A 24,508-nucleotide genomic window follows, 5' to 3' on the forward strand; every position below is an offset into this window, starting at 1 on the left:
AAAACTTTACAAATCTCATCTACGCATTTTTAGAGACAATTCTTAGTACGATATCACAAGAAATGTAACAGTTTTTTCAGGTCTTCCCTCGAGTTGTACAAATGGAAGCTCACCCGTAGCCCATTGCCCCGCTGGGAGCAGATTATCTTTTCTTGTTCCAGTTTCTGAAAGAGTTTATCCCCTCCAGTAATATTGAATATTGTTGAAAATTGATCTCTATTTGCTACAGCTGTATCCAATAGCCCCCTTTCGAGAAAGGCTTCTCTTGCGGTCGCACAAAGCTGTTTCAAGTCTTCGGAAATTTTATCGACTCCTATTTTTTTAAAAAATTGAAGACTCTGTCCTAAACTTCCATAATTGAGCGTGTCCTGATGCCCTGGCTCAAAACGTTTCATAAAGGGAATACGTTCTTTATTCCCAAACATAGCATCGGCAGAATTGAACCCAATGGTACTGGGGTGGATATCCTGTTGCGCAGCCTCCTTCACCATAAAAAAACCGTTACCATATCCCGCTAGCAACCATTTATAGGCACTTGCACCCAGGACATCAATGGCACTGTTGCCAAAATCGAAAGGTTCGGTTCCCACGTACTGGGTACCATCTGCAATGAGCAAGAGTTCGGGATGATAGGCTTTCAGTTGTTTCAAGAAATCGAAATCTATTTTAACACCGTTCAAATATTGCACTATACTAAAAGCAAAAATATCTGGTCTATGGCGTGCCACGGCGGTTTCGATATTCTCCTCTAGGTTTGCGTCCACTTCAGCATAGCATACATTAAAGTCACGGTGCTCAAAAGCCCAGTTTATACTTGGGTAGTCCCGTTCCAGCAGCAAGACCTTTTTCCCCTCTGGGATCCCTTCCAGCAGTGTATTCAACCCAAAGGAAAAGTTGGGGACCAAAGCAACCTCGTGTTCTCCACCGCCCAAAAAGGATGCAACCGTCTCACGCACACCGTCCAAGAACTGTTTTTGTTCTCCTCTAAAAATACTTCCACCGTTCAAAAAAGAGGTGTCGTGCTCTCGGCGCCATTCCAACAAATGGGTTGAAAGCAGTCCAGATGATGCCGTGTTTAAATAGGTATGGGTATTGCTAACGGGAAACAGATTTCTTAAATCTTCCATAACTGAAGGATGTTTGCGGTTAAATTTCGGTATTTTTACTTGATAATCGAGACTTAAATATTCCGAGGCTTGTCGCAAAGTCAAAAAGTTATTTTCCAACTGATGTCTTACGGACTTGCCCAAGTTAATTAACTTGAGACTAAAGGTAACCAACTATGTTTTCAAAATCCAACAAAAAAGAAAGATTAGATGCAGAACAGCGTGAGCAGTACGAATATGCCCGAAAACGCATAAAGCAAAAAAAGGGGTTGATGACCCATTTCATCATATTCCTGGTAGGCGCTATCCTACTCTTGGTAATAGACCTTGTACTAAAAAAAGGGCACGAAACCCTCATGAAAGATTGGTCTGTCTGGGTAGTGCTGGCGTGGGTTTTTCTATTGCTCATCCACGTGTTCAATGTATTTGTTACCAACAAGTTTATGGGCAAGGAGTGGGAAGACAAACAATTGGAAAAACTGAAAAAACAACAAGAAACCCGTATCGCCCAATTGAAGAAACAGGCCGTACAGGAAGTTACCGTGGACGAGGTGAAAGCGGCCCGTGAAGTAGACGCCCTTCAAAATACGCCAGTAAAAAAAAACGCCCCCAACCAATTACCTCCCGAGAGCAAATGATTACCATGATAGCCGCCGCAGGCCAAAACAACGAGCTGGGCAAGGACAATGATCTTGTGTGGCACCTGCCAGACGATTTTAAACGTTTTAAACAACTTACCACCGGTCACTACATTATCATGGGGCGCAAGACGTTTGAGAGTTTCCCCAAGCCCCTTCCAAACCGAACCCATGTAGTAATTACCAGAAACAAAGATTATAAAAAAGAAAGCGCCGTCGTGGTACATTCGTTGGATGCAGCATTGCTAAAAGCTGCCAGCGATGTGCAACCCTTTGTAATAGGTGGTGGCGAGATTTACAACATGGCGATGGACGTGGCGGACAAGATCGAACTCACCAGGGTACACGGAACCTTTGATGCAGATACCTTTTTCCCCGAAATTGACAAAAACCAATGGGAGCTTATTAGCGAGGTCCATCACGAAAAGGATGAACGCCACAACTATGCGTTTACTTATGAAACCTGGGTAAGAAGGTAACCAAAAGTAGAAAAATGAAATCTCTCTTAAAGGAAATAGCGCTGCGGCACGATTGTAACCTAAACGAAGTGAAACCGCTTTCCGGTGGGGATATTAACCAAGTATTTTTACTGAAATGTAAAGAGACTAATCTTGTTGCAAAACTGAACCTTGCCAGTAAATTTCCCACTTTGTTCGAGGCCGAGGCCAAAGGATTGCAACGGCTCGCAGCATCAAAAAGTTTTAAAATTCCCAAGGTATTGGGAACGGGGGAAATTTCTGGGTATGCATACCTGTTGCTAGAACACATCCCCCAAGACAAACCAGTTTCGGGATTTTGGGAACGGTTTGCTGAAAATTTAGCTGCACTCCACAAAACTTCCCACAACCGATTCGGGCTGGACCACGACAACTACATTGGCAGCTTGAAACAATTTAATTGTCCCGAAACAACCGCAGCAGATTTCTACTTGAACCAACGCCTGATTCCGCAATTTCGATTGGCTATGGACAATGGTTTTCAATTTGAGGATTTGGGCAAATTTTACAAAAAAGTGTTGCGGCTTATTCCAGATGGAGCTCCTTCGTTGGTCCACGGCGATTTGTGGAACGGCAACTATTTGATTTCAGAAAAAGGAGCACCTGTCCTCATAGATCCCGCAGTAGCTTATGCCCCATGTGAAATGGACCTGGCAATGATGCAGTTGTTCGGCGGATTTCCGCAGGAGGTATTTTCAACCTATGATGAAATTTTCAACTTACAGGAAGATTGGAAGGAACGTGTGCCGCTTTTTCAGCTGTACTATTTATTGGTACATCTCAATTTGTTCGGTCACGGGTATCTTCAGCAAGTAAAGGGAATTCTTAAAAAATTCAGTTAACAAAACTTTCAAAAGAGTTTGGCATTTTGTTGGGCTACTTCGTGGTTTGCAATAAGTATCTTTAAGAAAAAAGAAAGAAAATTATGAGCAAAGAGAACTTATACAGCCAAGAGGCTATAGACAAAATCAAGGAAATCGCAACCGATGTAGATTTCTGTATGATGGCAACCAACCTAAGCGTACAACCCATAAGTGCTATTCCCATGAGCACAAAAAAAGTGGACGACACAGGAACCATTTGGTTTTTGAGCAATAAGGATAGCGACCACAACACAGCTATCGTAAAAGACGAAAACACCCAATTATTGTACAGCGGCACCAGCAGCATGAAATTTTTGAGTGTATATGGTTTTTCTGAAATTATATACGACAGGGATATTATTAAAGAACTGTACAGCAGTGCGGACAATGCGTGGTTTGATGGTGAGGACGACCCAAATATTACCGCCATTAAATTCACCCCACAAGAGGCAGCTTACTGGAGCAACGACGGCAACAAACTTGTCACGCTCTTTAAACTGGCAAGAGCGGCAGTAACTGGAAACGACCAAGAAATTGGAACCTCTGGCAAGATGCACGTTTAAGAACTCATTACTTTACCCTCCCCATTTTGGAAATTTCAAGATGGGGATTTTTTATGGTATTTTTACACACTTAAAACCAACTTTTATGAAAGCATACATATTCCCTGGACAGGGAGCCCAGTTTACAGGAATGGGACAAGATTTATACGAAAAATCGGCTGAAGCGAAGGAACTCTTCAACGAGGCCAACAAGGTTTTGGGTTTTGATATTACCAAGATCATGTTTGAAGGTTCTGCAGAGGAACTCAAGGAAACCAAAGTGACGCAACCAGCGATATTTTTGCATTCCACCATTCTCGCCAAAGTAATGGGCGATACCTTCCAACCGGACATGGTGGCGGGACATTCTCTTGGGGAGATTTCGGCCTTGGTGGCCAACAGAACGCTTGCCTTTAGCGATGGGCTAACGCTTGTATCCAAAAGGGCGCAGGCCATGCAAAAGGCTTGTGAAGCAGCACCCTCTACCATGGCAGCAGTTTTGGGACTGGACGACCATATAGTTGAAGCCATTTGTGCGGACCAAAACGGAATCGTAGTGGCGGCAAACTACAACTGTCCTGGGCAATTGGTCATTAGTGGCGAAATTGAAGCCGTGAACAATGCCTGCGAAGCCTTAAAGGAAGCTGGTGCCAAAAGGGCATTGCTACTTCCTGTGGGAGGTGCCTTTCACAGCCCGATGATGGAACCAGCCCGAGAGGAACTGGCAGCCGCTATTGAAGATACTGTATTTACAGAACCTGCCTGCCCAATCTATCAAAATGTTTCCACCTTTGCCGTGACAAATCCAGCCGACATAAAAAAGAACTTAATGTTCCAGCTCACCGCTCCCGTAAAATGGACACAGAGCATCCAAAATATGATTAAAGATGGTGCTACCCAATTTGTTGAGGTGGGGCCTGGAAATGTGCTACAGGGATTGATGCGGAAAATAGACCGAAGTGTGGAGACCGGAAAGGCTGAAGTATAGTATTTTAAAAGCCATAAAAAATCCCGAAGCGATGAACTTCGGGATTTTTTATGGTTGGTAGTTTTTATTTTTTATGCACTGATCCTACATTCGGTACAATCCTTTATTTTTCCGTAATAGGTTTCACGGTATTTGTGAAGGGTCTTTACAGGGATATTGAGTAGTGTTTTTTGGATGTACACCACATTGGTGGTCAATATTCCCATGGTTTCTGAAAATCGTTTCTCTTTCTTAGTCTTTCTTCTGACTGATACTAGTTGCATTACGTTTTAATTTATTTAAAGTGCAAAGCAACAAAGCATTAACACCAAAACCAAGCTTTGGCTGTTAAACTTTATTAATAAAATGTTAAGGAAATTTCTTGAAAATTAATCCTTTCTAATGTTTTGTTCCCATTTCCAGGCCGAAGCGAGGGATTCTTTTAAGCTTTTTTTAGCCTTCCAGCCCAGTACTTCATTAGCTTTTTTGGTATCGGCATACACGGCCACTACGTCCCCTGGACGTCTTGCTGTTATTTTGTAGTTCAGCTTTTTGCCAGTCACTTCTTCAAAAGCATTTACCACTTCCAGTACACTGTTTCCGGTTCCTGTGCCTACGTTAAACACTTCAAATTTTGTGTCATTTTCGGCATTTATGAGACGCTCTACGGCTTTTACGTGGGCTTTGGCAAGGTCTACTACGTGGATGTAATCACGAATACAGCTACCATCCGGGGTGTCATAATCGTCCCCAAAGACCGAGAGTTCTTCTCTAATGCCCGCAGCCGTTTGGGTTATGAATGGCACCAAATTCTGTGGCACACCCACGGGCAATTCACCTATTCGTGCAGATTCATGTGCACCTATGGGGTTGAAATATCGAAGTGCGATTGTATTTATATCCGTCACCCTGCATGTGTCCCTTAAAATTTCTTCGTTTATCTGTTTTGTGTTTCCATAGGGTGAGGTAGCTTCCTTAATGGGAGCCGTTTCATCTATGGGCAAACTATCCGGTTCTCCGTACACGGTACATGAGGAACTGAAGATAAGATTTGAAATGTTATGTGCCCTACACTCCTGAAGCAAGTACACAAGCGAATGTATATTGTTTTCGTAATATAATAACGGATTTTCCACACTCTCCCCCACGGCCTTGCTTGCAGCAAAATGGATAATCCCATCGATAACGCTATATTTTTTAAAAAACTGTACAACGTCGCTTTTCACCCGAAGATCCATCCGTTCGAACACGGGTGGTTTTTTGGTTATTTCGGTAATTCCTTCCAATACCTCGATAGTGGTATTGGAAAGGTTGTCAACGATAATAACTTCGTATCCTTCTTCTTGCAGTGCAACTACTGTATGGGAGCCAATATATCCAAGCCCGCCTGTGACCAAAATTGTTTTCATCTATTTTGAGACAAAGTTAATAACCGTTTCAGTAATAAAAGCTATTTGCTCATCGTCCAATTCGGTATGCATTGGCAAGGAAATTACTTCTTTTACCAGCTGGTTGGTTACGGCAAAATCTGCTTCGTTATATCGCTCGTCCGCATACGCTTTTTGTAGGTGCAGAGGAATGGGATAATACACGCCACAGGGAATATTGTTTTCGTTTAGATGTTGTACGAGTTCGTCCCTATCGGCATTGGTAATTCTAAGGGTGTATTGGTGAAACACGTGGCAATCGCAAACGTCACAAACACAATTTCCCACATCGCAAAAACCTTTAGGGGTGATAATCCCCTCAATCCCAGCGAAGGCCTGGGTATATTTTCTTGCAGCATTTCTACGTGCGGCATTGTACGTATCCAGATGAGGCAGCTTGGCTCGTAAAATAGCAGCCTGTATTGAATCTAGCCGCGAATTTACCCCAACCACATCGTGGTGATACCGCACATACATTCCGTGGTTGACTATACCACGTATGGTGTGTGCAAGGTCATCATCATTCGTGAAAATTGCACCGCCATCGCCATAGCATCCTAAATTTTTTGAAGGAAAGAAGGAAGTGGACCCCACGTGCCCAATGGCACCTGTTTTGGTTTTTGTTCCATCTTTTGAAGTATAATTGGCGCCAATTCCCTGCGCGTTATCCTCAATTACATACAAATCGTGCTCGTTGGCCAATTCCATAATAGCATCCATATTGGCAGCAAGGCCAAAAAGGTGCACGGGCACAATGGCCTTAGTCCTGGGCGTGATCGCTTTTTTAACGGCCTCTATATCAATATTGAAATTTACGGGATCTACATCTACCAATACGGGAGTGAGCTGCAATAGCGCAATTACCTCAACCGTAGCAGCAAAAGTAAAATCGGCCGTAATTACCTCGTCACCGGGTTGCAACCCTAACCCCATCATAGCTATTTGCAGTGCATCGGTACCGTTGGCACAGGGTATCACATGCTTTACGCCCAGATACTCTTCCAGTTCTTTTTGGAATGCGTGTACCTCTGGCCCGTTTATATAGGCAGTAGATTCCAGCACTTGAAGTACCGATGTATCTACTTGTTCCTTAATATGTTCGTACTGGCCTTTAAGATCGACCATCTGTATTTTTTTCATCTATTCCAATAATAATTTGCGCACGTAAAAATACGAAAAACACAAGCCCCTACCATATTATTTAAAGAATAACAATAGCTACCGTAATTTTCATAATTTTGAGCCGTGGCGATACTCTACAACATAGCGACATATATTATGAGCTTTTTCCTTTGGATTTCACAAGGGTTCAGCAAGAAAATGGGGCTTTTTGTTCGCGGCAGGCAGCAAACCTTTTCAATTTTAAAGGAGAAGGTACAGCCTGCGGACAAGACGCTTTGGTTCCATTGTGCATCTCTGGGAGAATTCGAGCAAGGTCTTCCCATTATGGAAGCTATTAAAAAGGAACACCCAGCTTATAAAATTGTAGTTTCCTTTTTTTCGCCTTCGGGTTATGAGATCAAAAAAAATACGCCAATTGCAGATGCCGTTGTATATCTCCCCATGGACACCATGGTCACTGCTCGTAAGTTTGTTGAGACGATACATCCCACCGCTGCTTTTTTTGTGAAGTACGAGTTTTGGCCCAATTATCTTTTTCAGCTGAAGAAACAAGGCGTACATACGGTGCTGATCTCGGGTGTTTTTAGGGAGAACCAAGTGTTCTTTAAATGGTACGGAGGTTTTATGCGAAAGGCGCTACAATGCTTCAACCATATATTTGTACAGAATAAAAATTCTGAAAAGTTGTTGAAAGAAATTGGCTTGACTAAAGTTTCCGTAAGTGGCGACACTAGGTTTGATAGGGTTTCGCACCAAATTGAACAGGACAACAACTTGGCCTTTATGGATAGTTTTAAAGGCGATACGTTATGTGTGGTCTGCGGAAGCACTTGGCCAGAAGACGATACCGTTCTACTTCCATTCATCAACAACAATCCAAAAGTGAAATTTGTAGTTGCACCGCACCAAATGGACAAGGGCAAAATTTCTTCTTTTGAAAAAAAGCTGAAACACGCCAGTATTCGCTATACACAATTGGATACCAAAAGTGGTGCACTTGCCGAAGCTTCGGTGCTTATCGTGGACACCATTGGGTTGCTCACCAAGATTTATAGCTATGCAGATGTTGCTTATGTGGGTGGAGGCATGGGGAACGAAGGGCTACATAACATCTTGGAGCCTGCAACTTTTGGGGTTCCCGTGGTCATTGGGAAAAATTATGATAATTTTCCAGAAGCCGAACGTTTGCAGTCGCTCGCAGGTCTTTTCAGCATTGAAAACACTGATGAATGTTCAGCAATACTCAAAAAATTAACAACCGATAGAACTTTTAGGGAAAAATCAGGAATGATTGCCGGACACTTTGTAAACAGTAATACGGGAGCTACGCATATGGTGCTGGATTATTTCAGGAACCTAAAATTTTAAACCGTTATCGCTTGGTTCAGGTATCTTCTAAAGGGTAGCATTTCATTATAGATTTCAACAACCCTTTCTTCAAAATTATTGCTCATCACCTCTTTTTGGGTAAGACCCACCGTCACTGCAAACGATTTTCTCCGTAGCAAATCTATGTGCTCATGCTCTTGCGAATAGCCTTTAGGAGCGGTTTTTAAGGGATTGTCTACGACCATTTCCCCAAACATCTCCCTAAAGCTTTTCTTGTTGAGGATTTTCTTAAGTTCCTCGCCATTGTAATCTATGGCCTGGCGGATGCTCTTCAGGATTTTGGGAGAGGGATGCCAGTAGCCACCACCAATAAAACTTTCGGAAGTTCCCAAATGTATATAAAAATCACCCTGCTTGCTCACCTGGTCCAGCCCCGCCCCAAAATGGTCCTTATAAATAGGTTTGTTGGGGTGGAACATCAGGTTATTGTTTATACGATTGATGGCCTTTTTCCCTGGGGTGTCATAATAGTTGGGGTCTATTTTCGCAAGTTTTAGGTTCATTTTATCCAGCCATTCAATATAAAAATCACGTACCTTATGGTATTCTTCCCTATGAGCGTCCATCCACTCCTTAGTATTGTTTTGTTGCAGTTTTTTGAGAAAAGTATACATTGCTGAAAAGCTCATATTTTTCTTTTAAAGCTACATAATCGTCCATTGCGGGTGCAAAACTTTAATAAAACTTTACGATTCGCCAAATGTTAAATAATGTAGATTTGTTACATAAACATAAGATAAACCATAGTATTATGAAAAAAGTCATGATTGCCGCTGCATTAGTTTGTGCAGTTTTTGTAACCTCTTGTCGAGAAACAAAGACAGAAACCAGAGAAGTAATCGTTGAAAAAGAAGTTGAAGTGGATAACGATGACGACAAAGGAATCATTGAACGTGTTGGAGAGGAAGTTGACAAAGAAGTGAACGAAGAGATTGATGAAGAAATTGACAAAATAGGAAACGACGATTAATTAATAAACAAGTAAACCAATAAACACAAACCATTATGAAAAAAGTAATTTTAAGCCTAGCCGTACTATTTACATTGAGTACCGCATTTGTTTCGTGTAGAGACACAAAAGAAACTAAAGTTGAAGTTGAAGCAGACGATGTTGCAGACGACGTAGAGGATGCTATGGACGATGCAGGAGATGCCATTGAGGACGCAGCAAACGATACGGGAGACGCCATTGAAGACGCTGCCGATGATGTTGAGGACGCCACTACTGGCGAAGACGACAACTAATCTAAGATATAAGAATTATGAAAAAAGTCCTTTTAACGGGAATTTCAATTTTAATCGTAGCCATAAGCTTTACCTCTTGTAGGGATACCGAAAAAACCGAAGCCGAAGAACTTGTAGAAGAAATGCAAGCCGAAGGTGCCGAGGTTAAGGTAAAAGAAGACGATGGAGACGTAAAGATTAAAATGGAGACCGAAAATAAAAAAGTAAAGATTAAAGAAGATGACGGAGACCAAAAAATAAAGGTAAAGACCGACAACGACGATAATTAAAAGCTTTTTTTTTAACGACCCAGAAAAGCCTTGTGGTAAACCACAGGGCTTTTTTATGTATTCAAATTTTGGATTTGCCCTTTCAGTTCTTCCATAGATTGCTGCAACTGTCGCAGTAGCACACTCTCAGAAGGTTCGTCAAGTCCAAAGGTGAGTTTGCTGTTAACCAGCCATAACTCTTGGATATTCTTCACCTCCACGTCTATAGGCAGGTATTCCGGATTCAACGAGATAAGTCTTACTTTTTCTGGAGAATTAGATATTTTTTGAAGTTTCTTCACGAGGACCGAGTCGTGAAGCACCACAATATATATTTTACTATCACTTGCTTCTGAAACACTGGGTACGGCTTTCCCCAAAACCCACTCATTAGGCCTTATATTGGGCAGCATACTGTCCCCTTCAACCTGAAAACCACGATAGGTTGCATTTCTGTACTGCGGTAAAGGGATATTGAATGCTGGCAAGGTTTCGTACCACTCTACATCCTGTATGTTGTGAGGATAACCCGCTGCGGCTTTTTGATTTACCAACAAAATGCTATCGTTGTTATCTTGATCTATCGAGACAACTTTTGGAGCCACGTTCCCACCGCTTACATCCAAATATTGGTTAAAGCTTTTGCCAAACAACCATAAGGGGTTTATTTGAAACTGCTGTAACAATTCCATGACCACCTTGCCCGATAGCTTGGTTTTACCGCGCTCAATATCGGCAGTGGTAGCACCTATCTGTAGTAATTCAGCAAACGATTGCTGTGTATGGTTCTGTTCTTCACGAACTTTTTTGAATCGTCGGGCCTCAATAGATAATTTGCTTTCCATACTTCGAAGATACTATATTTTGGAATATATCCAAACTTTAACAGGGATAATTTCCAAGTAAAAGGAATCATTCCATATTTTTGTATATATTCCTTTTTTGCTATGAATTTTGAACGAATAAAAGAAAAATTGAACATCCTTGCTGATGCTGCCAAGTATGATGTCTCCTGCTCCTCTAGTGGTAGCAAGCGCACAAATAAAAACAAGGGGCTAGGCGATAGTTCGGGCATGGGTATTTGCCATAGCTATACCGAGGATGGTCGCTGTGTTTCCCTGCTCAAGATACTTCTCACCAACCATTGTATATTCGATTGTGCTTATTGTGTTACCCGAAAGAGCAACGATATTAAACGCGCTGCCTTTAAGGTGCAGGAGGTGGTAGATTTAACGATAGCATTTTATAGACGCAATTATATAGAAGGTCTTTTTTTGAGCAGTGGCATCTTTAAAGATGCCGATACCACGATGGATCGTTTGGTCCAGGTTGCCAAGAAGCTTAGGGAAGAAGAAAATTTTAACGGCTACATCCACTTAAAATCCATCCCCGGAGCTAGTGACGAACTCATGCGGGAAGCGGGATTATATGCAGACAGACTTTCGGTAAACATTGAGATACCTTCTGAAGAAGGTTTGAAATTGTTGGCCCCGGACAAAAAGCGGGAAGATTTCATCAAACCTATGGAAAAAGTGAAAAATGAAATTATTCAATACAAAGCTGAAAAAAAACTCATAAAAAGCACCCCTATTTATGCTCCTGCTGGGCAAAGCACACAAATGATCATAGGTGCCAGCGGCGAGACCGATGCTGAGATTATGTATACTTCCGCGTACTTCTACAAACAATTCAATATGAAACGGGTGTATTACTCTGGCTACATCCCCATAAGTTACGACAGCCGTTTGCCCAGTATTGGCACCGAGGTCCCTATGCTGCGCGAAAACAGATTGTACCAGACAGATTGGCTGCTGCGGTTCTACGGGTTTGACATTCGTGAACTCCTCAACAAAGAGCACCCAAACCTAGATAGCGACATAGACCCAAAATTGAGTTATGCGCTTCGAAATTTACATTTGTTCCCTGTGGATGTAAACAAAGCGGACAAGACCATGCTGGCCCGTATCCCTGGTGTGGGGATGAAATCCGTAAACAAAATAGTGCATGCGAGACGTTTCAGAAAATTGAACTGGGGACATTTAAAAGCCATTGGTATTGCTATGAACAGGGCACAATATTTTATGGTGTGCGATTCTCGTGATTTTGAGCGAAAGGACCGAACGGCAGCACAGATAAAGAGCCTGATTTTACAACATTCCAACAGTAAATACCAAAACACCCATAATCAGCAACTCAACTTATTTTCTTCCGTTGAAACACCTATGGCTGTATGAAAACAAAAATGCTGTACGATGGTACTTTCGAAGGATTTTTGAGTACAGTTTTTCAGATATTCGAAGAAAAACTCACAAATGTTATAATAGAGAAAGAAGCCCTTGCCACCGAAACATTATTTGACCGTACTGAAACCGTAGTTACCGACACACAAAAAGCGCAGCGCGTATGGAAAGGATTGGCACAACGATGTTCAGGAGAAGGAAGAAACAATATCTACAAAGCTTTTTTGAGTGAAATTTTCACTATCGAAAACACCTTATTACATTTTATACAGCGAACATTTTCGGAAGGGGACATCCGAAAGAGCAAGAAAATCCATACAGATTTTGCAGATCCCGAAATCCTGAAAATATCAAAAGTGGTAAAAATGGTACATAGGGAAAAACACCGCATGGATGCGTTCGTTAGGTTTAGGCTTACCAAAGACGGGTTGTATTTTGCAACCGTATCGCCAGATTTTAATGTGCTCCCCTTAAACGCAAAACATTTCAAGAACAGGTATGCGGACCAAAAATGGCTCATTTATGACACAAGACGAAAGTATGGTATTTACTACGATTTAGAATGTGTAGACTATATCTCGCTAGAAGTATCCAATACCATAAACAACGCCAGTATGGCCACCTATTATTTTACCGAAGACGAACAAGTATTTCAAGAACTTTGGCAGAATTATTTTAAGAGCACGAACATCCCCTCTCGAAAAAACCTGAAACTGCACGTACAACACGTCCCCAAAAGATACTGGAAATACTTGTCTGAAAAATTTCCCGATTTAAAAAAATGAGTACTTTTATAGTAAATTAACATTAAAACCCAACCATTATGAAAAAAGTATTTGTAGGATTTGCCGCATTGGCCCTAACGTTAAGTGTATATTCTTGTAGAGAGACCACTGGAGAGAAAGCTGAAGAAGCCATTGAAGCTGCTGCAGAAGACACAGAAAACAATCTTGAAGCAGCTGGCGAAGCTATTGAGGACGCTGCCGAGGAAACAGAAGATGCCCTTGAAGAAGCTGGCGAATCTATTGAAAATGCCGTTGAGGGCACCGAAGAAGAAATAGAAGAGGAAATGGACGAAACAGACGACAACCAATAAAATAGGCCTACAACCCTAAACAAAACGCCCATCCTTCTTGAGAATGGGCGTTTTTACTTTAATTCAAATAATAACCTTTACTGCATAATTATAAATTCTGACCTTCTGTTCATTTGGTGTGCTCCTTCTGAACATTTTGCTCCATTTACACAGCCGTTGGTAAGTTGGGTCTCCCCGTAGCCCTTACCAGAAAGACGGCTTCTCTCTATCCCTCCTTGGGTAACGAGCCACTCAATGGTAGATTGTGCTCTACGCTCCGAGAGATCCATATTATAAGCATCGTCTGCCCTGCTATCGGTATGGGAGCGAACATCTATTTTCATACTAGGATATGTTTTCATTACGGCCACTACCTTGCGTAGCTCAATCTCGGCATCGTAACGGATGTTATCCTTATCATAATCGAAGTAAATTGGGCTTAACCCTAGAATGCCCACCAAATCAGACCCAATGCCCGCCGGTGTTACACCTAAGTCTCTTCCACCTTTCATATAAAGGGTTTTCTTAATATCGGCACTAAGTATGTTTGATGTTGCAAAGGCTTTTTCTGCAGTTTCATAGTTATCTTTTATAGCCCTAATGGAGTATTGTGAAGAGCAATTTAGTGGAAATGTAAAGCTCCCATCCAATGCAGACATTGTTTCAGCTTCCATATCACCATCGGCATTCAAAAGCACAACTTTGGCACCTCCTATGGCCTCGTTGGTGTTTTGATCCAACACAGTTCCGTTAAGGGTTTGTGTGCAACCGGTAATTAAATCCTTAACCCTGTTAAAGCTATAAATATCATCATTCCCTACACCACCCTCGCGGTTAGAGGCAAAATACCCTATACCAGTGGTTCCGTTTATAACGAAGGTAAAGTCATCTTGAGGGCTGTTAATGGGTCTTCCTACATTGTAGACATCTCCAAAACCATTGGTAGTCATATCGGCAACAAAAACGTCCAGACCTCCCAGGCCTACGTGTCCGTCTGATGCAAAATAAAGTTTGTCCTTAGAGCTTACAAAAGGGAACGTTTCACGTCCTTCGGTATTGATACCGTCTCCCAGACTTACTGGGTTTCCAAAGCCATCGCCACTAATGGTCACTTTATAGAGATCGCTCTGGCCTTTTCCTCCAGGCATGTCGCTCGCAAAATAAAGTGTTTTACCGTCTTTGCTCAACGCTGGATGTGCTACAGAATATTCATCGCTATTAAAGGGGAGTTCTTCTACTTCCCAATCGTCTCCATTTTTCTTGGCACGGTATAGCTTGAGGTGGTTAATCCCGTTTGAGCCAGTTTTGTAATCTTTATCTGTATAATTATTTCTTGTGAAATACATCGTATTCCCATCTTTTGAAAATACAGCGGTAGATTCGTGGTATTTAGTATTTATATCGTTACTGAAATGATCCACATTTGAAGTTTGCTCATTTCCTGTATTTACCATAAACAGATCTAAAAAGGGCTCTTCATTCCAGTCGTGTACCCTGCGGGACATATTCCCTTTTTTTCGGTTTGAAGCGAACACCAAGTTTCCTTGGTTGAAAGCGGGTGCAAAGTCTGAAAGTTCAGAGTTGAAACCTATGTTTATCAATTCGAACCTGCCCGATTGTTGTTCTATCTCGGTTAAGTAATTTCTTTCATTCGCAAAGAGTCTTGCTCTATAATCTTGTCCTTTGGAAGCGTAAAATTCTTCCATTACATTATCTGAAGCATCGTATTGCTGTGTACTTTTTAGGGAAAGACCGTATCTGTAAAGATATTCTGGGTCCATAGGATCTGAAATATCATATAGGGCCCCGTACCACTTAGCGGCGTTTGTATAGTCTGCAGTGAAGTAGTAGGAATCTCCTAGTTTTTTCAGCATATTTTCGTCCCTGTATCCTTCTTCAGCAACCTTGAGGTAGGCCTCACGGGCGTCTATAAATGCAAATTCATTAAATTCTTCGTTTCCATCTTCAATAGCTTTTTCCTGTGCCAAACCAGAAACCCCAGCCAACAGTAGGAATGCTATACATACTTTTAAAAACTTTTTCATGTGTAACTAATTTTTTGGGTTGGTTTAAAAGAATCTAGGCGAAATCATACGCTTTTTCTTGTTGAACAATTCGAAACGAAGGAACACCTCATACGAGCCATCGTTATATTGTTGTAACTCGGTTGTTTCTCTATCGTAGGCAAGCCCGAGCATCAACTGGTCTGTAATTTGAAAACCTACCAAACCACTAAATGCTGCACTCCAGCGGTAGGCTGCACCAAGGGTCAATTTTTCGTGTATGAGGAAATTTGCTGAAAGGTCTGCTCCTAGCGGTGCCCCGTCTACATATTTGAGCAAAAATGCTGGTTTGAATTTTAAGTTTTCAGTAACATCAAATGTGTAGCCCGTCATCAAGTAATAATTTACCCGTTCTTTTGCGGTCGCACTGGAGTTGTTACTGTTTGAAGATTCATCAAAATGTTCGGTCTCTATAAAATTGGGAGCACTAATCCCTAGATAAAACTTCTGGGTATAGTAGTACACCCCTGCACCTATTTGCGGGGACAGCTTATTATCAATATTTATTTGTGCTTGAGGATCTCCTGGGTTGAAAGGGCCAGTGTTGAGCCTATCCGTATCTATGTCCAAAAGGTGCAAACCTCCTTTAAGTCCCAGTGCCAATTTACCTTCATCTGAAACATCTAAGGTGTAGCTGAAATCTACATCTATATAGGTTTCTTGGGCGATGAAAATTTCATCACGGGTAATATTAAGACCCAGACCCACCTTTTTTCCAACGGGTGAATGTGCCGAAGCTGTGAAGGACCGTGGGGCACCTTCAAGCCCAACCCATTGGCTCCTATACAGGCCAACAAAGCTGAACACATCCCGAGAGCCAGCATAGGCAGGGTTAATGCTCAAGGTGTTGTACATATACTGTGTGTATTGCGCATCCTGCTGTGCCTTGGTTTCAAAGGTGTACAATCCTAAGGCCAGTAGCGCTAAAACGGTTATGTATAATTTTTTCATAGGTATTGATATTTGACCTACCAGGAGTCTATCCCCTGGCAGGTTATTTTATGATGTTATCTTCTATTTATGTATAAAGGTCCTGCAAGGCGTTTGTTCTCGCCATTGTCATTTACATAGTTAAGTATGTAATAGTAAGTTCCTACAGGCAAACGCTCTCCTCTATCTACAGTCGCTCTTCCGTCAGAGAATCCTCTAAAGAATTTATCCCCTTGACCGTACCCTTCGGCAACGTATACTTTTACTCCCCAACGGTTGTAAATCTCCAATGTATTGTTAGGGTATTGTTCTATACCACGTATTACAAATACATCATTCAATCCATCTCCGTTTGGTGTCAAGATATCGAACACGTCCAGATTATCATCTGAGTTTGGATCTCCGTTGTTCACTTCGTCATAATCCGGAATACCATTGTCATTGTTATCGGCAATCTCAATTCCGTTTATAAGTCCGTCATCATCACAATCCAGCTCTAGCCAATCGTCGCTAACTCCTTCGACAATCTGGTTCTCGTAATCTATGGTTTGACTGTTGAAATCATAATCACAAGGATCCAGAGGTTCCGTCTCGTCCATCAATTCCTGACCGTTGCTTACGCCATCACCATCACAGTCAAAATCTAGCCATTCTTGCGAGGGTTGAACCGTAATACTGGAGGTTACAAAATCACATAGGTCTAATGGGTCTGTTCCGTCGGACAATTCATCTCCATTGATTACACCGTCTCCATCACAATCTGCCACTAGGAAGTCTCCTGAAGGCGGTAGCGTGATACTAGCTATTACAAAGTCACAAGGATCTAAAGGGCTAGTGCCATCGTTGAGTTCGTCTCCATTGGTAACGCCATCTCCGTCACAATCCAGTGCATCGTAGGAAGCAGCAGTGTTGTTAGGGTCTTGGTTTTCCTCAACATAATCACAAGGATCTAAAGGATCTGTACCGTCAATGATTTCTTGCTCATCACTCACACCGTCTCCATCGTCGTCAAGGTCGCACGAGTTTGCAAGACCATCTTGATCTGGGTCTGGTCCAGCTTCTACTACTGCTATTACTTGACCTGTGTCATAAGGTGCTGTTTCAACGCTACCAAAGTCATCTACTTCACCTTCAGCAAGTGTTAGTGGATCACCAACTCCGTACATTCCGCCGTCGCCACCATCTGCATTCGGGTCGTTGTATGCCTCGTTGGCATCGCTACAACCGTCATCATCACTGTCTAGGTCTAAGAAGTCTAGGTCTCCGTCTCCATCGGTATCAAATGGTATGGTACCAAGTCCGCTATTTGCACTATTAGGCACACCATTGTTGTTGGTTGGGTCACCATCGGTATCATCTGCAAAACCATCGTTGTTAGCATCTATACCTCCTACTTCATCAACGTCGTAGATACCATCATTATCAGCATCCAGGTCTAAGTGGTTTGGAACACCATCACCATCTTGATCGTACGCATCTACAATACCATCTCCGTTTGCGTCAGGTCCATTATCTGGATCTGCGAAGTTTGGTATTCCGTCCATATCATCATCGTTACTTGGTATTGGAAGCCCCATTGCTTCGTCAGTATCTAAAATACCGTCGTTATCATCGTCAAGGTCTATTGAATCTGGCACACCATCACCATCTGTATCAGGTCCTGTTACAACTATGAATACTGTTGCTTGTGTACAGATAGGAGTACCTGACTCATCATTACACACTTCATATACTATTGTTACTGTGCTTCCATTCTCTTCAGCCGTTGGAGTGTATGTAATTTCTCCTGTAATAGGATCTATCACAACAATACCTTGGGCTGTTCCTAGACCTGTATCTGTTACTGTTGTAGTTCCTAGGTTGTTTGGATCGTTGTTATCCAAATAGTCGTCGTTATCAAGAACGCCCACTGTAACCGGAACTCCAGCTTGAGTCTCCCCATTATCATCAACCGCTACAGGGGTGAGTGGGTTAGGATCTGTCTCGTCTGGGTTACCGTCTCCATCGTCATCAGGATCACAAACCGCGGCTATTCCATCGTTATCGATGTCTGGGCCTGGGGTTGTAACGTCTGATACAACTCCTGTGTCGTATCCAGCTGCTATTACAGTACCGTTTGGAGCAACTTCACCTTCACCTAAGGTAAGCGGATCGCCTAGTCCAAACTGGCCACCGTCTCCTGCATCGGCATTTGGATCGTTGTATGCCTCGTTGGCATCGCTACATCCGTCCTCGTCACTGTCAAGATCCAAGAAGTCTGGAGTACCTGCTGTTGGGCCACTGTCAATTGGTGGGTTACCTGTACCACCGTTGGCAGTGTTTGGCACACCATTATTGTTCGTTGGGTCACCGTCGTTATCATCGGCCAATCCATCGTTATTATCATCGGTTCCTCCAGTTTCGTCTACATCATAGATACCATCGTTGTCGGCATCCAGATCGAAGTGGTTTGGCACACCGTCACCGTCAAAGTCGTAATCATCCACGATTCCGTCACCGTTGGCATCTGGACCAAGGTCTGTATCCATAAAGTTAGGGATGCCATCTAAGTCATCATCTCCACTTGGGTCTAATAGACCAGCTGCTTCATCTGTATCTAGGACACCATCGTTATCATCGTCTAAATCTACTGCATCTGGCACACCATCACCATCATTATCAGGACCATCTACTTCTATGAATACAGTTGCCTGTGTACATATTGGTGCTCCACTCTCGTCATTACATACCTCGTATACTATAGTGACTGTTTGGCCTGCTTCAGTAGCTGCCGGGGTGTATGTTATCTCACCAGTTACTGGGTCTATTGTAACGGCTCCAATTGCTGTCCCTGTTCCAGTATCGGTAACTGTAGTTATTCCAAGGTTTGTTGGATCGTTATTGTCTAAATAATCATCGTTATCAAGAACACTCACTGTTACTGGCACACCTATATCGGTAGCAGCGTTATCATCTACGGCTACTGGTGTTAGCGGATTAGGATCGGTATCGTCTGGGTTACCGTCTCCATCGTCATCAGGATCGCAAACCGCGGCCAATCCATCGTTATCGATGTCTGGGCCTGGGGTTGTAACGTCTGATACAACTCCTGTGTCGTATCCAGCTGCTATTACAGTACCATTTGGAGCAACTTCACCTTCACCTAAGGTAAGCGGATCGCCTAGTCCAAACTGGCCACCGTCTCCTGCATCGGCATTCGGATCGTTGTATGCCTCGTTGGCATCGCTACATCCGTCCTCGTCACTGTCAAGATCCAAGAAGTCTGGTGTAGCTGGATCGGTTCCACTGTTTATTGGCGGGTTACCTGCACCACCGTTGGCAGTGTTGGGGACTCCGTTATTGTTCGTTGGATCACCGTCGTTATCATCGGCCAATCCATCGTTGTTCGTATCTATTCCTTCTGTTTCATCAACATCGTAAATACCATCATTATCGGCATCCAGGTCGAAATGGTTTGGTACTCCGTCGCCATCAAAGTCGTACGCATCTACAATACCGTCTCCGTTAGCATCGACACCAAGGTCTGTATCCATATAATTCGGGATACCATCGTTATCATCATCATCGCTAGGATCTAATAGTCCCATTGCCTCATCGCTGTCTAATATCCCATCGTTATCATCATCAAGATCTACAGCATCCGGAACACCATCTCCATCGTTATCTGTACCCATTATGGTGATTGTAACGGTTGCCTGCATACAAACAGGAGCGTTCACACCATCATCACTACACACCTCATAAACTATGGTCACATCTCCAAACTCTGCTGCGTCTGGGGTATATGTAACTTCACCTGTTGCAGGGTCGAACACTACAGTTCCCATAGCAGTTCCAAGACCAGTATCGGTTATGGTCGTAGTACCAAGAACGTTAGGATCGTTATTTGGCAGATAGTCATCGTTTGAAAGTATGTCTATGGTTACTGGTGTACCTACATTGGTCATACCAAAATCGTCCATTGTGTTAGGACTCAAGGGATCATTACCGTTTGCTATCTCATTGTCGTCTGGGTTACCATCACCATCATCATCAAGGTCACACGCATTGGCGATACCATCGGCATCTGCCTCTGGACCAACCTCTTGGTAGTCTGGAATTCCGTTCGCATCCGTATCGGCTGGGAAGTTGTTCGCAGGCACGTTTGGATTGGTGTATGGGGCGGCCGTCACTGTACCGTCTGGCTCCACTCCGGCACCTAAGGTTAATGGGTCTCCAGCACCGTATTGACCTCCGTCAGCGGCATCTGCATTAGGATCGTTATATGCTTCGTTCGCATCACTACATCCGTCCTCGTCACTATCAAGATCTAAGAAATCTGGTGTAGCTGGGTCGGTTCCGCTATTTATTGGGGTATTCCCTGTTCCAGCGGTACTTGGTATACCATTGTTATTGGTTGGATCTCCGTCGGTATCGTCAGCCAGGCCGTCGTTGTTATCGTCGGTTCCTCCTGTTTCGGTCACATCATAGATTCCGTCATTATCGGCATCAAGATCGAAGTGGTTTGGCACTCCGTCACCATCATTATCATACGCATCTACAATTCCATCACCGTTGGCATCTGGACCAAGGTCTGTATCCATATAATTCGGGATACCATCGTTATCATCATCTCCACTTGGTGCAGGGAAACCAGCTGGGGTTTCATCTGTATCCAAGATACCATCGTTATCATCGTCTAGGTCGACAATATCCAAAACTCCATCTCCATCGTTGTCAGGACCGTCCACATCAATGAAGATAGTAGCCTGTGTACATACTGGCACACCACTCTCATCATTACATACTTCGTATACAATGGTTACCGTTTGACCAGCTTCGTTTGCTGAAGGCACATACGTAACCTCACCTGTTATAGGATCTATGGTCACTACTCCTGTTGCGGTACCAGTTGCCGTATCCGTAACCGTTGTTGTTCCAAGGTTGTTAGGATCGTTATTGTCCAAATAGTCGTCGTTATCCAAGACACTTGTTGTAACTGCCACACCTACATCGGTCATTGCTGAGTCATCCACAGCTGTTGCTGCTGTTGGATTTGGATCCATGTCGTCTGGATTACCATCACCATCATCATCTGGATCACAAGCATTCGCAATTCCATCGGTATCGAATTCTGGACCTACCTCTGTGTAATCGGAAATTGAATTTCCATCGGTGTCTTCACCGCCACTGTTGTTGTATGGAGCAGTGATTACAGCACCGTTGGCATCTACATCACCTCCCGCTAGGGTAAGTGGGTCTCCAACTCCATACTGACCACCGTCGCCACCATCGGCATTGGGATTGTTGAAATATTCGTTGGCATCACTACATCCGTCCTCGTCACTATCGATATCGAGGAAGTCTGGCGTTGCTGGATCGGTTCCACTGTTTATTGGCGTGTTTCCTGTTCCGGCACTGTTAGGAATACCGTTATTGTTCGATGGGTCTCCATCGGTATCATCTGCCCTTCCGTCGTTATCGGTATCGATACCGCCACTTTCGATTACATCATAAATACCGTCGTTATCGGCATCCAGATCGAAATGGTTCGGCACACCGTCTCCATCGTTATCATAAGCATCCACGATCCCATCACCATTGGCATCTACCCCAATATCAGTATCAGCATAGTTCGGGATTCCATCGCTATCATCATCGTCACTTGGGTTCGGGAAACCTGCTGGGGTTTCGTCTGTATCTAGTATTCCGTCATTGTCATCATCGAGGTCGGCAAAGTCAAATACTCCGTCACCATCGTTATCAGTTCCTGTAATGGTAATGGTAATCACTGCCGTCATACAAACAGGCGCATTGGTTCCATCGTCACTACATACTTCATAAACAATTGTCACGTCACCATTCTCTGCCGCATCTGGGGTATAGGTTACCTCACCAGTAGCAGGGTCGAACACTACGGTTCCCATAGCGGTTCCAAGACCGGTATCGGTAATTGTAGTTGTACCCAATACGTTTGGATCGTTCTGTGGAAGGTAATCATCGTTCGCAAGAATATCCACAGTTATTGGTGTCCCCACGTTGGTCATTCCGAAATCGTCCATCGTATTCGGGCTCAACGGGTCGTTACCGTTCGCTATTTCGTTATCGTCTGGGTTACCGTCGCCATCATCGTCAAGGTCGCAAGCATTGGCGATACCATCGGCATCGGCCTCTGGACCTATTTCAGTATAGTCTGAAACTCCGTTTCCATCGGTATCCTCTCCACCAGTATTATTATAAGGTGCAGTGATCACTGCACCGTTGGTGTCTACACCGCCACCTGCTAGGGTAAGTGGGTCACCAACTCCATACTGGCCACCGTCGCCACCGTCTGCATTGGCACCATTGAAATATTCATTGGCGTCGCTACATCCGTCCTCATCACTGTCAAGGTCCAAGAAGTCTGGTGTTGCCGGATCGGTTCCGCTGTTTATTGGCGTGTTGCCCGTTCCAGCCGTGTTTGGAATTCCGTTATTGTTTGTTGGGTCTCCATCGGTATCATCTGCAAGTCCGTCGTTGTTATCGTCGGTTCCTCCAGTTTCAGTTACGTCGTAGATACCGTCATTGTCTGCATCCAGGTCGAAATGGTTTGGCACTCCGTCTCCATCGAAGTCGAAATCGTCTGCAATACCGTCACCGTTTGCATCACCTCCGCCGGTTACAGGGTCCATAAAGTTAGGGATACCGTCACCGTTGTCATCGCCTGTTGGGTCTTGACCGTTCGGGTTTTCATCAACATCGGCAATACCATCGTTATCATCATCAAGATCCAATGAATCTGGCACACCATCTCCATCGTTATCTGTTGTCTCTCTGAAATCCACTTCGGCAGTTGATGGGTCGTCATCGTTATCGGTACCATCGGCACCTGTATCCAAGTTATCATTAACATCGAAAGGTACACCGGGAGCACTGTTGTCGTCGTCGAAACCATCGTCAAGTCCATCGCCATCTGTATCGGCTCCTGTAAAGGTACCCTGACCTGCTTCCAATAGATCGCTCACGCCATCATTGTCACTGTCGGGGTCTTGGTAATCTGGGATCATATCGCCATCGGTATCTTCAACCATTAGGCCTCCTTCGTAGCTATCGTTCACACCATTCATATTGCTATCCACAAATATTGGCGTAAGGCTTACGTAGGCATCTGTTGGTTGTGCTTCAACATTATCTGGAATACCATCATCGTCTGCATCTATATCCAAGAAGTCTGGATTGCCGTTACCTCCATCGCTGTCGGTTGGTGTGTTCAGGGCTGCATTATCATCCTGACCGTCCATGTTGGCGTCGCTAAATACGGCATCACCATCATCAACGTCTCCATCACCATCGGTATCTAGGGCTCCGTTTCCACTTTCAACAATATCTAAGATACCATCGTTATCACCATCAAGATCTAAGTGGTTCGGGATACCGTCATTATCAAAGTCGTACACATCTGGGATTCCGTCACCGTTACTATCTGTGTAGTCTGTAACTGATCCATCACCTGTACCAGCATCGTCTGTTGTATCTAAATAGTTTGGAACACCATCACCATCTGCATCACCGTTTGGTTCGTTTCCTCCACTTTCAGTTATATCATCAATCCCGTCGTTATCATCATCTACATCGATGCCATCGGGGATTCCATCCATATCGGCATCGTTGAAGGTATCATCACAACCATCTGGGATACCATCAGCATCTGCATCTGGTCCCATTTCAGTATAATCTGCAATTCCGTTTGTATCATTATCTGCAGGGGCAGTGTATGGTGCGGCCGTTACCGTTCCGTCCGGATCAACACCAGCACCTAGTGTTAGTGGGTCTCCGGCTCCATATTGTCCTCCATCACCAGCATCAGCATTAGGATCGTTGTATGCTTCGTTAGCATCGCTACATCCATCCTCGTCACTATCTAGGTCTAAGAAGTCTGGCGTTGTTGGGTCTGTACCGCTGTCTATAGGTGCATTACCTGTTCCTGCAGTACTTGGGACACCATCATTGTTGGCTGGGTTACCGTCCGTATCGTCTGCACGACCGTCGTTATTGGCATCTACTCCTCCAGTTTCTACTACATCGTAGACACCATCGTTATCGGCATCCAGGTCGAAATGGTTTGGTACGCCATCCTGATCGAAATCGAAGGCAGGATCTATGGTATCACAAACCCCATCACCATCACCGTCTGTACA

At 43.7% G+C, this 24,508-nt stretch carries 21 protein-coding genes; 12 read left to right on the top strand and 9 right to left on the bottom strand.

All coding sequences use genetic code 11. From position 1 onward, the window contains the following. Positions 1–53: 53 nt before the first annotated feature. Positions 54–1,127 carry an aminotransferase class V-fold PLP-dependent enzyme gene (locus C8D94_RS13900; protein WP_115124593.1) on the bottom strand — a complete coding sequence of 358 codons (1,074 nt, stop codon included), beginning with the start codon at positions 1,125–1,127 and terminating at the stop codon, positions 54–56. Positions 1,128–1,282: 155 nt separating this feature from the next. Here C8D94_RS13900 and C8D94_RS13905 point away from each other — a divergent pair, with 155 nt between their 5' ends. From C8D94_RS13905 to fabD, 5 genes are all read left to right on the top strand, one after another. Beyond that, entirely contained in the window at positions 1,283–1,744 is a 462-nt protein-coding gene (locus tag C8D94_RS13905; RefSeq protein ID WP_115124574.1) for a 2TM domain-containing protein, read from the top strand. Continuing rightward, complete coding sequence (locus C8D94_RS13910) at positions 1,741–2,223, top strand: dihydrofolate reductase (RefSeq protein WP_115124575.1); 483 nt, start codon at positions 1,741–1,743, stop codon at positions 2,221–2,223. Before C8D94_RS13905 ends, C8D94_RS13910 begins: the two co-directional genes overlap by 4 nt. A gap of 14 nt (positions 2,224–2,237) precedes the next feature. Further along, the gene (locus C8D94_RS13915) at positions 2,238–3,083 is read left to right on the top strand and encodes a fructosamine kinase family protein (RefSeq protein ID WP_115124576.1); all 846 of its coding nucleotides are present in this window, start codon (positions 2,238–2,240) and stop codon (positions 3,081–3,083) included. An 83-nt stretch (positions 3,084–3,166) separates the two neighbouring features. Then, entirely contained in the window at positions 3,167–3,667 is a 501-nt protein-coding gene (locus tag C8D94_RS13920; protein ID WP_115124577.1) for a pyridoxamine 5'-phosphate oxidase family protein, read from the top strand. 85 nt (positions 3,668–3,752) lie between these two features. Then, a complete protein-coding gene (fabD, locus tag C8D94_RS13925; RefSeq protein WP_115124594.1) occupies positions 3,753–4,634 on the top strand; it encodes an ACP S-malonyltransferase in 882 nt (293 codons plus the stop codon). A gap of 71 nt (positions 4,635–4,705) precedes the next feature. On the opposite strand, the gene C8D94_RS13930 is transcribed toward fabD, so the two are convergent. The 3 genes from C8D94_RS13930 to C8D94_RS13940 all read right to left on the bottom strand — a co-directional run bounded on the left by C8D94_RS13930 (position 4,706) and on the right by C8D94_RS13940 (position 7,180). Then, positions 4,706–4,897: a hypothetical protein gene (locus tag C8D94_RS13930; protein ID WP_115124578.1), complete on the bottom strand. Its 192-nt coding sequence runs from the start codon at positions 4,895–4,897 to the stop codon at positions 4,706–4,708. A 105-nt stretch (positions 4,898–5,002) separates the two neighbouring features. Next, a complete protein-coding gene (gene galE, locus C8D94_RS13935) occupies positions 5,003–6,022 on the bottom strand; it encodes a UDP-glucose 4-epimerase GalE (RefSeq protein WP_115124579.1) in 1,020 nt (339 codons plus the stop codon). Continuing rightward, positions 6,023–7,180 (bottom strand): DegT/DnrJ/EryC1/StrS family aminotransferase, encoded by a 1,158-nt coding sequence (locus C8D94_RS13940; RefSeq protein ID WP_115124580.1) that lies wholly within the window; start codon positions 7,178–7,180, stop codon positions 6,023–6,025. It abuts the gene before it with no gap. A 138-nt stretch (positions 7,181–7,318) separates the two neighbouring features. Between C8D94_RS13940 and C8D94_RS13945 the strand changes: the two genes are divergently transcribed. Beyond that, on the top strand, positions 7,319–8,530 hold the full coding sequence (locus C8D94_RS13945) for a 3-deoxy-D-manno-octulosonic acid transferase (RefSeq protein ID WP_245946342.1): 1,212 nt from the start codon (positions 7,319–7,321) through the stop codon (positions 8,528–8,530). Here the strand turns inward: C8D94_RS13945 and C8D94_RS13950 are convergent. Then, positions 8,527–9,180, bottom strand: a complete 654-nt coding sequence (locus C8D94_RS13950; RefSeq protein ID WP_115124582.1) for a DUF2461 domain-containing protein — start codon at positions 9,178–9,180, stop codon at positions 8,527–8,529. The two genes, C8D94_RS13945 and C8D94_RS13950, sit on opposite strands and share 4 nt — an antisense overlap. A gap of 122 nt (positions 9,181–9,302) precedes the next feature. Between C8D94_RS13950 and C8D94_RS13955 the strand changes: the two genes are divergently transcribed. The 3 genes from C8D94_RS13955 to C8D94_RS13965 are packed head-to-tail and all read left to right on the top strand — an operon-like array spanning position 9,303 to position 10,065. After that, entirely contained in the window at positions 9,303–9,521 is a 219-nt protein-coding gene (locus tag C8D94_RS13955; RefSeq protein ID WP_115124595.1) for a hypothetical protein, read from the top strand. Positions 9,522–9,556: 35 nt separating this feature from the next. Next, complete coding sequence (locus C8D94_RS13960; RefSeq protein WP_115124583.1) at positions 9,557–9,796, top strand: hypothetical protein; 240 nt, start codon at positions 9,557–9,559, stop codon at positions 9,794–9,796. A gap of 17 nt (positions 9,797–9,813) precedes the next feature. Further along, positions 9,814–10,065, top strand: a complete 252-nt coding sequence (locus tag C8D94_RS13965) for a DUF4097 family beta strand repeat-containing protein (protein WP_115124584.1) — start codon at positions 9,814–9,816, stop codon at positions 10,063–10,065. 53 nt (positions 10,066–10,118) lie between these two features. On the opposite strand, the gene C8D94_RS13970 is transcribed toward C8D94_RS13965, so the two are convergent. Further along, on the bottom strand, positions 10,119–10,889 hold the full coding sequence (locus C8D94_RS13970) for a LexA family transcriptional regulator (RefSeq protein WP_115124585.1): 771 nt from the start codon (positions 10,887–10,889) through the stop codon (positions 10,119–10,121). Between the two features lie 102 nt (positions 10,890–10,991). Between C8D94_RS13970 and C8D94_RS13975 the strand changes: the two genes are divergently transcribed. The 3 genes from C8D94_RS13975 to C8D94_RS13985 are packed head-to-tail and all read left to right on the top strand — an operon-like array spanning position 10,992 to position 13,380. After that, on the top strand, positions 10,992–12,278 hold the full coding sequence (locus C8D94_RS13975) for a putative DNA modification/repair radical SAM protein (protein WP_115124586.1): 1,287 nt from the start codon (positions 10,992–10,994) through the stop codon (positions 12,276–12,278). Beyond that, positions 12,275–13,069 carry a TIGR03915 family putative DNA repair protein gene (locus C8D94_RS13980; RefSeq protein WP_115124587.1) on the top strand — a complete coding sequence of 265 codons (795 nt, stop codon included), beginning with the start codon at positions 12,275–12,277 and terminating at the stop codon, positions 13,067–13,069. The genes C8D94_RS13975 and C8D94_RS13980 overlap by 4 nt, the downstream gene beginning before the upstream one ends. A gap of 38 nt (positions 13,070–13,107) precedes the next feature. Further along, the gene (locus C8D94_RS13985) at positions 13,108–13,380 is read left to right on the top strand and encodes a hypothetical protein (RefSeq protein ID WP_115124588.1); all 273 of its coding nucleotides are present in this window, start codon (positions 13,108–13,110) and stop codon (positions 13,378–13,380) included. A 77-nt stretch (positions 13,381–13,457) separates the two neighbouring features. Here the strand turns inward: C8D94_RS13985 and C8D94_RS13990 are convergent, their stop codons facing one another. The 3 genes from C8D94_RS13990 to C8D94_RS14000 form a co-directional block, all read right to left on the bottom strand. Beyond that, entirely contained in the window at positions 13,458–15,404 is a 1,947-nt protein-coding gene (locus tag C8D94_RS13990) for an OmpA family protein (RefSeq protein ID WP_115124589.1), read from the bottom strand. A gap of 24 nt (positions 15,405–15,428) precedes the next feature. Further along, positions 15,429–16,373 carry a PorP/SprF family type IX secretion system membrane protein gene (locus tag C8D94_RS13995; RefSeq protein WP_115124590.1) on the bottom strand — a complete coding sequence of 315 codons (945 nt, stop codon included), beginning with the start codon at positions 16,371–16,373 and terminating at the stop codon, positions 15,429–15,431. A gap of 56 nt (positions 16,374–16,429) precedes the next feature. Then, on the bottom strand, positions 16,430–24,508 hold an 8,079-nt coding region (locus C8D94_RS14000), incomplete at its 5' end, for a gliding motility-associated C-terminal domain-containing protein (protein ID WP_147278563.1).

This window comes from Marinirhabdus gelatinilytica, assembly GCF_003353425.1.
In the GTDB taxonomy this organism is placed as follows: domain Bacteria; phylum Bacteroidota; class Bacteroidia; order Flavobacteriales; family Flavobacteriaceae; genus Marinirhabdus; species Marinirhabdus gelatinilytica.

Excerpts from the sequence above, each read along its gene's own strand:
- C8D94_RS13910 (WP_115124575.1), top strand. The coding sequence starts at position 1,741 with ATGATTACCATGATAGCCGCCGCAGGCCAAAACAACGAGCTGGGCAAG.
- C8D94_RS13920 (WP_115124577.1), top strand. The coding sequence starts at position 3,167 with ATGAGCAAAGAGAACTTATACAGCCAAGAGGCTATAGACAAAATCAAG.
- C8D94_RS13960 (WP_115124583.1), top strand. The coding sequence starts at position 9,557 with ATGAAAAAAGTAATTTTAAGCCTAGCCGTACTATTTACATTGAGTACC.
- C8D94_RS13985 (WP_115124588.1), top strand. The coding sequence starts at position 13,108 with ATGAAAAAAGTATTTGTAGGATTTGCCGCATTGGCCCTAACGTTAAGT.
- C8D94_RS13980 (WP_115124587.1), top strand. The coding sequence starts at position 12,275 with ATGAAAACAAAAATGCTGTACGATGGTACTTTCGAAGGATTTTTGAGT.
- C8D94_RS13950 (WP_115124582.1), bottom strand. The coding sequence starts at position 9,180 with ATGAGCTTTTCAGCAATGTATACTTTTCTCAAAAAACTGCAACAAAAC.
- C8D94_RS13955 (WP_115124595.1), top strand. The coding sequence starts at position 9,303 with ATGAAAAAAGTCATGATTGCCGCTGCATTAGTTTGTGCAGTTTTTGTA.
- C8D94_RS13930 (WP_115124578.1), bottom strand. The coding sequence starts at position 4,897 with ATGCAACTAGTATCAGTCAGAAGAAAGACTAAGAAAGAGAAACGATTT.
- C8D94_RS13990 (WP_115124589.1), bottom strand. The coding sequence starts at position 15,404 with ATGAAAAAGTTTTTAAAAGTATGTATAGCATTCCTACTGTTGGCTGGG.
- C8D94_RS13965 (WP_115124584.1), top strand. The coding sequence starts at position 9,814 with ATGAAAAAAGTCCTTTTAACGGGAATTTCAATTTTAATCGTAGCCATA.
- C8D94_RS13945 (WP_245946342.1), top strand. The coding sequence starts at position 7,319 with ATGAGCTTTTTCCTTTGGATTTCACAAGGGTTCAGCAAGAAAATGGGG.
- C8D94_RS13915 (WP_115124576.1), top strand. The coding sequence starts at position 2,238 with ATGAAATCTCTCTTAAAGGAAATAGCGCTGCGGCACGATTGTAACCTA.
- C8D94_RS13975 (WP_115124586.1), top strand. The coding sequence starts at position 10,992 with ATGAATTTTGAACGAATAAAAGAAAAATTGAACATCCTTGCTGATGCT.
- fabD (WP_115124594.1), top strand. The coding sequence starts at position 3,753 with ATGAAAGCATACATATTCCCTGGACAGGGAGCCCAGTTTACAGGAATG.
- galE (WP_115124579.1), bottom strand. The coding sequence starts at position 6,022 with ATGAAAACAATTTTGGTCACAGGCGGGCTTGGATATATTGGCTCCCAT.
- C8D94_RS13940 (WP_115124580.1), bottom strand. The coding sequence starts at position 7,180 with ATGAAAAAAATACAGATGGTCGATCTTAAAGGCCAGTACGAACATATT.
- C8D94_RS13900 (WP_115124593.1), bottom strand. The coding sequence starts at position 1,127 with ATGGAAGATTTAAGAAATCTGTTTCCCGTTAGCAATACCCATACCTAT.
- C8D94_RS13995 (WP_115124590.1), bottom strand. The coding sequence starts at position 16,373 with ATGAAAAAATTATACATAACCGTTTTAGCGCTACTGGCCTTAGGATTG.
- C8D94_RS13970 (WP_115124585.1), bottom strand. The coding sequence starts at position 10,889 with ATGGAAAGCAAATTATCTATTGAGGCCCGACGATTCAAAAAAGTTCGT.
- C8D94_RS13905 (WP_115124574.1), top strand. The coding sequence starts at position 1,283 with ATGTTTTCAAAATCCAACAAAAAAGAAAGATTAGATGCAGAACAGCGT.